The following is a 12,411-nucleotide window of genomic DNA, read 5'->3' on the forward strand; positions in this document are numbered from 1 at the left end:
AAAAAGCAAAATCAGGCGAATAGTCACAAAGCGGACCAACCTCATCCTGTCGCTGTCAGGATGGATGAAATACAATAAAAGACGAGGAAAATCAAAGCATTGATTTTCACCTGCTTACTACAAAGAAGGAAAAATCCCGTTTTTTCCTTCTTTGTCAACAATCTGAAAGCGGACAAAAAACCCTTTTTGACCGCTTTGTCATCAATCTCAGGTCGCTATCCCGGCGTCCTGGAATGACAGAAAAAGTGCAATAGCGGCGGCGCGCTAATCGGCATCATAACCCAGGTTCGGCGCCAACCAGCGTTCAACCTCGGAAAGGCTCATACCTTTACGCTGCGCATACTCCTGAACCTGATCGCGCTGAATCTGCGCCACGGCAAAGTATTTACTGTCGGGATGGCTGAAATACCAGCCCGACACTGACGCCCCCGGCCACATCGCAAAGGATTCCGTCAGCCTCATACCTGTGTGTTTTTCCACATCCAGCAGTTGCCAGATAGCGGCTTTCTCGGTGTGATCCGGGCAGGCCGGGTAACCCGGCGCCGGGCGGATGCCCTGATAATTTTCACGGATCAGCTCCTCATTACTGAGGTTTTCATCAGGCGCATAGCCCCACAGCGCCTTGCGCACCCGTTCATGGAGATATTCCGCAAAGGCTTCCGCCAGGCGATCGGCAACGGCTTTAACCATAATTTTGTTGTAATCATCGTGCTGCGCGTCAAACGCCTGCGCCAGCGCATCTTCCTCCAGCCCGCCGGTCACGGCGAACGCGCCAAGGTAATCGGCCTTGCCGCTGCGCTTCGGCGCCACAAAATCCGCCAGACAATAATTAGCAAAACCCGCTTTTTCCGTTTGCTGGCGCAGGTGACGGCTCACCGCCAATACGTGAGTTCGGGTTTCGTCGCGGTAGATTTCAATATCATCCCCTACGCTGTTAGCCGCAAAAAGCCCCACTACGCCGCGCGGCGTGAGCAACTTTTGCGCGTTGAGCCTGTCAAGCATGGCGTTGGCGTCATCAAACAGGCGCTGCGCCTCTTCACCCACCACCTCATCAGTTAAGATGCGCGGATATTTACCTGCCAACGACCAGGTCATAAAAAACGGTGTCCAGTCGATATAGTTACGCAGCGTTTCGATACTGGCGCAGACCGCTTCGACACCGAGGCGATGCGCCGCCGGGGGAGTATAGCGGCTCCAGTCAAAGGCCATACCGTTTGCCCGCGCGGCCTGCAAGGTCACCGGCGGCGTACGCGGTTTTTTGCGTCCGTGCTGCTCACGCGCCACAACGTACTCACGCCGTGTACGGGCCACGAAATCATCCCGCTGCGTCTCAGACAGCAGCGACGAGACCACGCCTACCGTACGCGAAGCGTTTTGCACATATACCGTTGGGCCGCTGTAGTTCTGTTCGATTTTTACGGCCGTATGCGCCTTAGAAGTGGTCGCGCCGCCAATCAACAGCGGTAGGGTAAAGCCCTGACGTTCCATCTCTTTTGCTACATTGACCATTTCATCCAGCGATGGCGTTATCAGGCCAGACAGCCCAATAATGTCAGCATTATGCTCTTTTGCCGCCTTCAGAATGGCATCGCACGGCACCATTACGCCCAGATCGATAATCTCGTAGTTATTACACTGCAATACTACGCCAACGATATTTTTGCCGATATCGTGCACGTCCCCTTTTACCGTCGCCAGCACAATTTTGCCATTGCTCTGGCCCTGCGCCTTGCTGGCTTCAATAAACGGCTCCAGATACGCCACCGCCTGCTTCATTACGCGCGCGGACTTCACGACCTGCGGCAAAAACATTTTCCCCTCGCCAAACAAGTCGCCTACCACGTTCATGCCGTCCATCAGCGGCCCTTCTATCACCTCAATCGGGCGTGTCGCCTGCTGGCGCGCCTCTTCCGTATCCTGCGCAATAAACTCTGTAATGCCCTTCACCAGCGAGTATTCAAGGCGTTTTTTGACTTCCCAACTGCGCCATTCGGCCTGCTGAGCGCAGGCGGCCTCATCAGATTTGCTGCCGCGATATTTTTCCGCCAGCGCCAGCAAGCGCTCGGTGCCGTCATCGCGGCGATTAAGAATGACGTCCTCTACCGCATCGCGCAGCTCAGCGGGTAAATCATCGTAGATAGCCAACTGCCCGGCGTTAACTATCCCCATATCCATGCCATTGCGTATGGCGTAGTAGAGAAAAACCGCGTGAATAGCTTCACGCACCGGGTCATTGCCGCGAAAAGAGAACGACACATTCGACACGCCGCCGGAAATCAGCGCGTACGGCAGCTCGCGTTTGATGTCCTCGCAGGCGCCGATAAAGTCCACCGCATAATTGTTGTGTTCATCGATACCGGTTGCGATGGCAAAAATATTCGGGTCAAAAATGATATCTTCCGGCGGGAACCCCACCTCCTGGGTCAGAATGCGGTAAGCCCGGCGGCAGATCTCGATTTTACGGGCGCGGGTATCGGCCTGACCGTCTTCGTCAAAAGCCATCACCACCATCGCCGCGCCATAGCGGCGTACGCGCCTGGCGTGCGCGATAAAGGCCTCAACGCCTTCTTTCATGGAGACAGAATTGACCACGCCTTTACCCTGAATACATTTCAGGCCTTTTTCGATAACGTCCCATTTAGAAGAGTCAATCATGACAGGCACGCGGGCGATATCCGGCTCACCGGCAATCAGATTGAGAAAGCGCACCATTGCCGCTTCGGCATCGAGCATGCCTTCATCCATATTGATGTCGATTATCTGCGCGCCGTTTTCCACCTGCTGGCGCGCCACGTCCAGCGCTTCGGCATATTTTTCTTCTTTAATCAAGCGCTTGAATTTTGCAGAGCCGGTAACATTGGTGCGTTCGCCTACGTTAACAAACAGGCTGTCGGCGCCGATATTAAGCGGTTCAAGGCCTGCCAGACGGCAGGCTGCCGGTATATCCGGCAGGCGGCGAGGCGCAAGGCCTTCCACCGCTTTACTCATTGCAGCGATATGCTCCGGCGTAGTGCCGCAGCAGCCGCCGACGATATTCAGAAATCCGGCTTCGGCCCACTCGCGAATCTGCGCGGCCATAGCCTCGGCCTCCAGATCGTACTCCCCAAAAGCGTTAGGCAGCCCGGCATTTGGGTGCGCGCTAACGTAGCATTGCGCGATACGCGACATCTCCGCTACGTACTGACGCAGCTCATCCGGCCCCAGCGCGCAGTTAAGACCAAAGGAGAGCGCATCAGCATGGCGCAGCGAGTTGTAAAATGCTTCTGTAGTCTGGCCTGAGAGGGTGCGCCCTGAAGCATCGGTAATCGTGCCGGAAATCATTATCGGCAGTTCAACGCCCAGCGCGTCAAATTCGCTTTTTACCGCAAAGATCGCCGCTTTGGCATTAAGAGTGTCGAACACCGTTTCAATCAGGAGAAGATCCACACCGCCTTCCACCAGCGCGCGAGTGGATTCGCGGTAAGCTGCGACAAGCTGGTCAAAAGTAATATTGCGAAACGCCGGATCGTTGACGTCAGGCGAAATGGAGGCCGTGCGGTTTGTTGGCCCAAGCACGCCCGCAACATAGCGCGGTTTTTCCGGCGTGCGCGCCGTCCATTCATCGGCGCAGGAACGCGCCAGCTTAGCCGCTTCAAAATTAATCTCTGCCGACAGCGATTCCATGCGGTAATCCGCCATCGCAATCGTCGTCGCGTTAAAGGTATTGGTTTCAATGATATCCGCGCCAGCTTCGAAGTAGGCGTAATGGATTGCGGCAATAATATCAGGGCGACTTAGCGCCAGCAGGTCGTTATTACCCTTAAGATCGCAGGGCCAGTCGGCAAAGCGCCCGCCCCGGAAGTCATCTTCTTCCAGACGATAGCTCTGGATCATCGTGCCCATGCCGCCATCCAGCACCAGAATGCGGTCTTTTAATTGCTGATGCAGTTGCTCTACTTTGCTGCTCACGCTCACTCCCGACGATGTTAGACAAGGCCAAAAGGCCAGCGGCCCATACTGTCATAAACCGTTAACGCCGCAAAGATACACAAACGTAACATGAGAGATGTTCACAACACTGCTCCGATGAGTTGTTCCACGGTTGCAATATCGCCAAATAAAACGAAAATTATTTCCACGATACAGAAAAAGGAATCCATTATGGCTGCCGCCGTTCCTGGCAAACGAGGAAAGAAACCCCGCAATACCGCCACCCCTCCGGCTCCCGCAACCGGGCAGGTACAATCCCTTACCCGCGGTCTGAAATTACTGGAATGGATTGCAGAATCTCATAGCAGCGTGGCGCTAACGGAGCTCGCACAGCAGGCCGGGCTACCCAATTCCACCACGCATCGCCTGTTAACCACCATGCAGCAACTAGGTTTTGTACGCCAGGTGGGTGAGTTGGGGCACTGGTCGATTGGCGCGCATGCGTTTGTGGTTGGCAGCAGTTTCCTGCAAAGCCGCAATTTGCTGGCCATTGTGCATCCGGTGCTGCGCAAACTCATGGAAGAATCCGGCGAAACGGTCAACCTGGCCGTGCTCGATCAAAGCGATCATCAGGCGATTATTATCGATCAGGTGCAGTGCACCCAGTTGATGCGTATGTCGGCCCCCATCGGCGGCAAGCTGCCGATGCACGCCTCCGGCGCCGGTAAAGCGTTTTTATCACAGCTTGCAGAACCCCAGGTTACCGACCTGCTGCACCGCAAGGGGCTGCACGCCTATACCCACGCCACGCTGATTTCGCCGCTGCACCTGAAAGAGGATCTGCTGCAAACTCGCCGCCGCGGCTATGCGTTTGACGACGAAGAACACGCGCTCGGCCTGCGCTGCATTGCCGCCTGCATTTTTAACGAGCACCGCGAACCGTTTGCCGCAATTTCTATTTCCGGCCCGGTTTCCCGCATTACCGACGATCGCGTCACCGAGCTGGGCGCGCTGGCAATCAAAGCGGCAAAAGATGTCACGCTTGCCTACGGCGGAACGCGTTAATTTTTCCTGATAACGGTATAGCATGCCCGCATCTACAAAATAAAAAATGAATTCACGATATGGACCGCCGCAGCGGGCGTCCGGGGCCGGTTAATCCGCAATCTGCCGGACGCATGGCCGCTGTTGAAAGCGGCCTGCGCAGCCTGCCGGCGCGGGTTATAACGAACTTCCCGACCGCATATCCGATACGCTGCGGCTGCGTCGGTTATGACATTACGCTTGACCAGGCTGCGGCCACGCACTGCTGATAAGCGTATGCCGCCGGCTGACGAGTAACGAATCCCGCTGGAAATTTACTCCCCACTCCTTACAGGCCACGACCTGTTGCGCTCAACACAGCAGTCGCCGCCAGGCTGGGGTTTTGGGCCGACATGCCCGCATCAATGTAGAAGCCCGCCCCATCGCGGCTGCCGGTGACTGGAATAAAAGCCGTCTACGCCGCTATCTGGCATTCCGCATATTTGGCGCGCTGCCGGGGGTTCGCAGGCGGGCTGCGTATGTCGGCCATTAAGCGCGACCGGGGGATAAAAGATTTTGGCGGCATGATGGTAAGGGTTGACTCTTTGTGCTTCGCTGCACCCGTATTTTTCTACGTCGTCCGCTATTTTTATACCTGCCCAACGGGCAAAGACCTGCCGTAGCGCACGCTAAAGCGCTGGTGACTGCGGTAGGCATAAACATCCTCCACATGACCATCTTTTATTCGGGTCTGTAGCGCGCGCCAGTAATCGGCTCGCAGCAGATCGGCGTGCATCTCCTCAAACAATGGCCCGATGCGCGGATCGGCGCATAGCCAGTGGCGGAATTCCTGCGGGAACACATCACCAGGCGAAACGCTGTACCACGGCTCGCTCGCCAGCTCATCTTCGGGGTAGCGCGGCGGCGGAATATCGCGGAAATTCACTTCGGTCATGTAGCAGATTTCGTCATAATCGTAGAACACCACCCGCCCGTGGCGCGTTACGCCAAAATTTTTAAACAGCATATCGCCGGGAAAAATATTGGCGGCAGCAAGCTGTCGAATGGCGTTACCGTACTCCTCCACCGCATCGCGCAGCAGTTGGCCATCCACGCTCTCCAGCCAGATATTGAGCGGCACCATACGCCGTTCAATATACAAATGGCGCAGCACGATACGCTCGCCAAGATCGGTGATTTTTTCCGGCACTTCTTCACGCAACAGCGCCAACAGCGCCGGGCTAATCTGGCGTTTTTCCAGTACGAAGTTTTCAAACGCCTGGGTATCCGCCATGCGCCCAACGCGGTCGTGCTCTTTTACCAGTTGATAGCACTCACGCACGCGTTCAGCGCTTACTTCCTTTTGCGGCGCAAAGCGATCCTTAATCACCTTAAATACCCGATCGAAACCGGGCAACGTAAAAACCAGCATCACCATGCCGCGGATACCGGGCGCCTCGATAAACTGCTCGTCGGTAGTGGCGATGTAATGCAGATATTCACGATAACTTTCTGTTTTAGCATGCTTCTGGCAACCAATAGCGCTGTAAAGTTCGGCGGTGGATTTACCCGGTAAAATTTCACGCAGCCACTCCACCAGTGCGGCGGGCAACGGCGCGTAAACCATGAAGTAAGAGCGGGCAAAGCCAAATACGATACTCGCATCAGCGTAGGACGTAAGGCAGGTATCAATAAACAATTCGCCGCCGTCACTGCGATGAATGGGCAACAAAAACGGCAGCGTTCCCTGAGGCAGATTGATTTTCGCCACCAGCCATGCCGCTTTATTGCGGTAAAACAGTTCGTTGGCCACCTGTAGCCAGGCACAGCGTAAAATATCGTCACCGAAGGTTTCGCGCAGGTGCCCAAGGATATAATCGACATCACGCGCCAGATCCTGCCAGGGCAGACGCAGCGGCAAATCAGTAAGCGTTTCGGCCAGTAGCTGCGTCCAGCCTCCCGTCGGCCGACGCGCTTTACTGAGCGGACGTGGATGCGACAAACGCCGTTGCGCGGGCTGTGAACTGTGGATATACAGCCGCTCGGGCATCAGCGCGCGGTGATCGAACAGGCGGCAATAGACGGAGTTGAAAAAACTTTCCGCAATCTCGAAGCGGGGATAATCCGACAGCAGGGCCGTGTAATGCGCCTTTATCCGCAGCAAAAAACCGGCATGCATTTTTTTACCTTCGGTAATACAGCGTAGCTGTTCTGCCACCAGGCCAACGTGGTGATCATAAAGATGAATACGCGCCTTCATCGCCTGCTGAACAGCGTGCCAGTCCGCCTGCTCAAAGCGCTGCTGCGCGCCGGCAGTCACCTCAAGAAAACGACCATACTGGGCATCAAAGCCCTGTAATATAGTTTGCGCAATCAACAGCTCCAGCCCACGCGACATGGTACGCCCCCTGTGCCAACTTTCCTGTTATATCAGCCCCGCCTCGCGTTGGGGCACAAAAGGCGGGACATTGCGCCCCAAAGCGGGGCGCCCGATGACCGCGTTCTGTTTACCTCTTGTGAAAAAAGCGATGGCTATCAGAACTGCGATTCCTCCGTTGAGCCGGTTAGCGCCGTGACGGATGACGCGCCGCCCTGAATAATGGTTGTCACATTATCGAAATAGCCGGTGCCCACCTCCTGCTGATGCGACGCAAAGGTGTATCCCGCTTTGCCGGCGGCAAACTCCGGCTGCTGGACTTTCTCAACATAGTGTCGCATTCCCTCACCCTGCGCATAGGCATGCGCCAGGTCGAACATGTTGAACCACATGCTGTGAATGCCGGCTAAAGTAATAAACTGGAATTTGTATCCCATCTCAGACAGCGCATCCTGGAAAGTTGCAATGGCGCGGTCATCGAGGTTTTTCTTCCAGTTAAACGATGGTGAACAGTTGTAGGCCAACAGCTTACCGGGGTAGCGGGCGTGGATGGCCTCGGCAAAACGTCGTGCCTGGTCAAGATCGGGGGTGGAAGTTTCACACCAGACCAAATCGGCGTAGGGCGCGTAGGCCAGACCACGGCTGATGGCCTGCTCTACGCCCGCTCGCGTGCGGAAAAACCCTTCGCCGGTACGCTCACCGGTGATGAATTCGCTGTCGTAGCTGTCACAGTCGGAAGTAATGAGATCTGCTGCATCCGCATCGGTACGGGCAATCAGCAGCGTTGGTACGCCTGCCACATCGGCAGCCAGACGCGCTGCTATCAGCTTCTGTATGGCTTCCTGAGTCGGCACCAGTACCTTGCCTCCCATATGCCCGCATTTTTTCACTGAGGCCAGTTGGTCTTCAAAATGTACCGCCGCCGCCCCCGCTTCAATCATTGATTTCATCAACTCAAAGGCGTTAAGCACGCCGCCAAATCCCGCTTCGGCATCAGCCACGATCGGCAGAAAATAGTCCACGAAACGCGGAGAACCTGGCTCCACGCCTGCGGCCCACTGGATCTGATCCGCCCGGCGAAAAGTATTATTGATGCGCTCCACAACCGACGGCACCGAGTTCACCGGGTAGAGCGACTGGTCAGGGTACATGCTGGCGGCAAGGTTAGCGTCAGCCGCTACCTGCCAACCAGACAGATAAATAGCTTCAATGCCGGCCTTCGCCTGCTGCAGGGCCTGGCCGCCAGTAAGCGCCCCAAGGCTGTTGATATATCCTTTTTTCGACTCACCGTGTAGAAGCCGCCACAGTCTGGCCGCGCCCCGCTGCGCCAGCGTGCATTCCGGGTTTACCGAACCTCGCAGTTTTACCACATCTTCAGCGCTGTATGGACGGCGTATGCCCTCCCAGCGTGGCTGTGTCCACTCTTTTTGTAATGCTTCAATTTGTTGGGTACGGGTTTTCATGTGCAGATGCTCCCTATTATTCTCCTGGCATTCCAGGCGATATTATTAAAGACAGTTTGGTCACAGACCCACGCGCAATAGCAGGTATGCTCTTGCGGTGTATGAACGTTTTGCGCGCGGCCGGACGCCAAATGGCCCGGGAAACTACGCCAGCAAGCGATAACCGGGCAACGTCAGAAAATCGATCAATTCATCCGACGTGGTGATGTGTTCCATCAGTCGCGCGGCATCGTCAAACCGACCATGCCTGAAGCGAGGCTCGCCCAGCTCTTCCCGAATGACCTGCATTTCTTCCGCCAGCCATTGTCGAAACAGCGCGCTGGTGACCGGCCTACCGTCGCTGAGGCGCTTTTCATGGTGTATCCACTGCCAGATGGAAGTACGGGAAATTTCCGCCGTTGCGGCATCTTCCATCAGGCCGTAAATGGGTACGCAGCCATTGCCCGAGATCCAGGCTTCGATATACTGCACCGCTACGCGAATATTGGCGCGCATGCCCGCTTCAGTACGTTCGCCATCGCAAGGCTGCAAAAGCTGTTCAGCAGTAATGGGCGCATCGTCGTCGCGAGTGACGTCAAGCTGGTTTTTACGTTCGCCCAGCGCTTCACTAAATACCGCCATAGCAGTATCAGCCAGGCCAGGATGCGCAATCCAGGTGCCGTCGTGGCCGTTTTGCGCTTCAAATTCCTTATCAGCACGCACGTTATTGAGTACCTGAGCGTTGCGCTCACTGTCTTTACTGGGGATAAACGCCGCCATACCGCCCATAGCAAACGCGCCGCGACGATGGCAGGTCCGGATGAGCAGACGCGAATAGGCGCTAAGGAAAGGCTTATCCATAGTGACCACCTGCCTGTCCGGGAGCACACGATCCGGGTAATTCTTCAGCGTTTTGATATAGCTGAAAATATAATCCCATCGCCCACAGTTCAGGCCCACAATGTGATCGCGCAGCGCATAGAGGATCTCATCCATTTGAAACACAGCGGGCAGCGTTTCGATAAGCAGCGTGGCTTTTATGGTGCCGCGCGGCAGGCGAAAGCGGTCTTCGGTATAACTAAACACCTCGCGCCACCACACCGCTTCCTGCCAGGCCTGGGTTTTCGGCAGATAAAAGTAAGGGCCGCTGCCTTTAGCAAGCAATTTCTGGTAGTTGTGGAAAAAGTAGAGCGCAAAATCAAACAAACTGCCGGGAATAGCTTCGTTGCGCCACGTCACGTGCTTTTCTGGCAAATGCAGACCGCGCACGCGACAAACCAGCACGGCCGGGTTCGGCCCAGGCTGATAAATTTTTCCCGACTCGTTGGTATAGCTTATGGTGCCTCTGACGGCATCGCGCAGATTGATTTGCCCATCGATGACTTTCTGCCAGCCTGGCGCCAACGAATCCTCAAAGTCAGCCATGAACACCTTCACATTGGCATTCAGAGCATTGATCACCATTTTACGTTCTACCGGCCCGGTAATTTCGACACGCCGGTCCATTAAATCGTCCGGGATACCGCGAATAGTCCATTCGCTTTCACGAATGGAAGCCGTTTCCGAAATAAAATCGGGCAGTTTTCCGTTGTCGATATCCTGCTGCTGTTGAAGGCGTGCAGCAAGCAACTTGTTGCGCTGTGGGGTAAAACGAACAACCATCTCAGTCAGAAAATCAACGGCGTCCGGCGTCAGGATCTGCTTCTCCTGCTCGCCAAAGGGCTGGCTGAACGCCAGTTCTGCGGTGGTGGTGGCCTGCTGGGACATGGGAGCGCTCCTCTTGAATTAGCCTTCGGGATCTTCCTGTCGCGAACGAAAGTGAATTTTGTGCAGTTTTCGTTCAGCTTAGTTAAGACTAATTCGTCATTTTATAAAATCAAAAACAATTTCCATTTTTTAAGAAAAATAAATTCAACCCTTTGAATTAAATAGAAATAAATATTTCTTTCAGAGAGAAGCGGTTTTCAGAAATAAAAAAAGCACCCGAAGGTGCCTGAATCGTGAAACTGAAACGGTTAATCCAGCGTAGGGTTCATATGACGCAGATCGAAGGGCGTTATCTGATAGACGTAGTAATTCAGCCAGTTAGTAAACAGCAGGTTACCGTGGCTGCGCCAGGTGGCGCGCGGCCGCTGCGTCGGATCGTTATTCGGGAAATAGTTGTAAGGCACCTGCGGGTCGATGCCAGCCTTTACGTCGCGAAAGTATTCGCTCGCCAGCGTCCCGGCGTCATACTCCGGATGGCCGGTGACAAACGCAATACGCTTGTCCTTGCTGGCAAACAGATAGGCATCTCTATCTTCTGATTCCGCCAGGATATCAAGATCGGTATAGTCCCGGATTAGCGCTGCGGGAAAGTCCGCATAACGAGAATGCGGCGCGAGAAACCTGTCATCAAAGCCGCGGGTCAGCAATGCGTGAGGATAGGTCAGAAAATGTTCGTAAACCCCCGTAAGCTTATCCTTACGAGTCTGCTTGGGGATATCATAGAGAATATTTAGCGCCGCCTGCACTGCCCAGCAGACAAACAGCGTGGACGTGACATGTTCGCGCGCCCAATCCAGCACACAGCGAATCTGCGGCCAGTAGGCCACATCGTTAAATTCAACCAGCCCCAGCGGAGCGCCGGTAACAATCAGGCCATCGAAATTCTGGTGCTGAATATCTTCAAAATTGCAATAAAAGTTGTTCAGGTGCTCTTGCGGCGTATTGCGCGATTCACGGTTGTCGATGCGCAGAAGCTGGATATCGACCTGTAGCGGGGAGTTGGATAAGAGCCGCAGAAACTGATTTTCGGTTTCGATTTTCTTTGGCATCAGGTTGAGGATCAGCACTTTTAACGGACGAATTTCCTGATTGCTGGCGCGGGAGGACGTCATAACAAAAACGTTCTCCTGGCGCAGAAAATTTACGGCTGGCAATTCATCGGGCACCCTGATCGGCATAACCTTGTAACCTCCCTACATACGTTTAAACGTTTAGACATCCAGACAGCCGAAGATAACCCGCAACGCGGAAAATGTCGAGTCCGCAAGTAGAAGGTGAGAAAGTTTCACAAAGCACGCTACGTTAGAATATAAAGACCAACTTAAGGAGTGAATATGGTTATAAGCATTCGCCGCCCCCGGCACGATGAGGGCGAGCAACTGATTGCGATCTGGTGCCGTTCCGTCGATGCCACGCACCATTTTTTATCAGCAGAGTACCGGGCTGAGCTTGAGCCTCTGGTCCGCTCTTTTTTGCCCGAGGCACCGTTATGGGTTGCGGTAAATGCGCATGACGAGCCAGTTGGATTTATGATATTGAGTGGGCAGCATATGGACGCGCTGTTTGTAGATGCTGATAGACGTGGCCGTGGCGTGGGCCGGATATTGGTAGAACATGCGCTTTCACAGGCGCCAGAGTTGACGACTAATGTGAATGAGCAGAACGAGCAGGCGGTCGGATTTTACAAGAAAATGGGGTTTAAAGTGACGGGTCGTACCGAAATCGACGATCGAGGGAAACCGTATCCGTTGTTGAATTTAGCGTGCAGGAAGGAGTAGCGCAGGAACAGTGCAGTCTGTTTTCCACAGCGGCGCGGCGCTTACCGGGGCGGCTAACGATTCTGGCAGTTTAAGTAACGCTTCGGGCCGCTGCTTCGCAACGCTCAAATCCGCT

Annotated in this window: 8 protein-coding genes and 1 pseudogene; 4 read left to right on the forward strand and 5 right to left on the reverse strand. The window is 54.7% G+C overall.

Annotated elements, in window-relative coordinates:
- Positions 1 to 264: 264 nt before the first annotated feature.
- Positions 265 to 3,948, reverse strand: a complete 3,684-nt coding sequence (metH, locus tag JJB97_RS05915; RefSeq protein ID WP_238713107.1) for a methionine synthase — start codon at positions 3,946 to 3,948, stop codon at positions 265 to 267.
- 192 nt (positions 3,949 to 4,140) lie between these two features.
- Between metH and iclR the strand changes: the two genes are divergently transcribed.
- The 3 genes and pseudogenes from iclR to JJB97_RS05930 form a co-directional block, all read left to right on the forward strand.
- Positions 4,141 to 4,974, forward strand: coding sequence for a glyoxylate bypass operon transcriptional repressor IclR (gene iclR, locus JJB97_RS05920; protein WP_238713108.1), 834 nt, complete (start codon positions 4,141 to 4,143; stop codon positions 4,972 to 4,974).
- A 59-nt stretch (positions 4,975 to 5,033) separates the two neighbouring features.
- A complete protein-coding gene (locus JJB97_RS05925; RefSeq protein ID WP_238713109.1) occupies positions 5,034 to 5,222 on the forward strand; it encodes a hypothetical protein in 189 nt (62 codons plus the stop codon).
- A gap of 207 nt (positions 5,223 to 5,429) precedes the next feature.
- Positions 5,430 to 5,615: pseudogene (locus tag JJB97_RS05930) on the forward strand (phosphatidate cytidylyltransferase); the annotation flags it as partial.
- Here the strand turns inward: JJB97_RS05930 and aceK are convergent.
- From aceK to metA, 4 genes are all read right to left on the reverse strand, one after another.
- Positions 5,582 to 7,330 (reverse strand): bifunctional isocitrate dehydrogenase kinase/phosphatase, encoded by a 1,749-nt coding sequence (gene aceK / locus JJB97_RS05935; protein WP_238713110.1) that lies wholly within the window; start codon positions 7,328 to 7,330, stop codon positions 5,582 to 5,584. The pseudogene JJB97_RS05930 and the gene aceK sit on opposite strands and share 34 nt — an antisense overlap.
- Before the next feature lie 137 nt (positions 7,331 to 7,467).
- Complete coding sequence (gene aceA, locus JJB97_RS05940; protein ID WP_238713111.1) at positions 7,468 to 8,772, reverse strand: isocitrate lyase; 1,305 nt, start codon at positions 8,770 to 8,772, stop codon at positions 7,468 to 7,470.
- Between the two features lie 144 nt (positions 8,773 to 8,916).
- Positions 8,917 to 10,518, reverse strand: a complete 1,602-nt coding sequence (gene aceB / locus JJB97_RS05945; RefSeq protein ID WP_238713112.1) for a malate synthase A — start codon at positions 10,516 to 10,518, stop codon at positions 8,917 to 8,919.
- Between the two features lie 248 nt (positions 10,519 to 10,766).
- The gene (metA, locus tag JJB97_RS05950; protein WP_238713113.1) at positions 10,767 to 11,696 is read right to left on the reverse strand and encodes a homoserine O-acetyltransferase MetA; all 930 of its coding nucleotides are present in this window, start codon (positions 11,694 to 11,696) and stop codon (positions 10,767 to 10,769) included.
- 156 nt (positions 11,697 to 11,852) lie between these two features.
- On the opposite strand from metA, the gene JJB97_RS05955 reads away from it, so the two are divergent.
- A complete protein-coding gene (locus JJB97_RS05955) occupies positions 11,853 to 12,296 on the forward strand; it encodes an acetyltransferase (RefSeq protein ID WP_238713114.1) in 444 nt (147 codons plus the stop codon).
- Positions 12,297 to 12,411 lie beyond the last annotated feature (115 nt).

The sequence above is a fragment of the Tenebrionibacter intestinalis genome (assembly GCF_016632365.1).
In the GTDB taxonomy this organism is placed as follows: Bacteria; Pseudomonadota; Gammaproteobacteria; order Enterobacterales; family Enterobacteriaceae; genus Tenebrionibacter; species Tenebrionibacter intestinalis.

What these genes read in the sequence shown, in the direction of transcription:
- iclR (WP_238713108.1), top strand. Translation starts at nt 4,141, where the DNA reads ATGGCTGCCGCCGTTCCTGGCAAACGAGGAAAGAAACCCCGCAATACC.
- JJB97_RS05925 (WP_238713109.1), top strand. Translation starts at nt 5,034, where the DNA reads ATGGACCGCCGCAGCGGGCGTCCGGGGCCGGTTAATCCGCAATCTGCC.
- aceK (WP_238713110.1), bottom strand. Translation starts at nt 7,330, where the DNA reads ATGTCGCGTGGGCTGGAGCTGTTGATTGCGCAAACTATATTACAGGGC.
- aceA (WP_238713111.1), bottom strand. Translation starts at nt 8,772, where the DNA reads ATGAAAACCCGTACCCAACAAATTGAAGCATTACAAAAAGAGTGGACA.
- aceB (WP_238713112.1), bottom strand. Translation starts at nt 10,518, where the DNA reads ATGTCCCAGCAGGCCACCACCACCGCAGAACTGGCGTTCAGCCAGCCC.
- metA (WP_238713113.1), bottom strand. Translation starts at nt 11,696, where the DNA reads ATGCCGATCAGGGTGCCCGATGAATTGCCAGCCGTAAATTTTCTGCGC.
- JJB97_RS05955 (WP_238713114.1), top strand. Translation starts at nt 11,853, where the DNA reads ATGGTTATAAGCATTCGCCGCCCCCGGCACGATGAGGGCGAGCAACTG.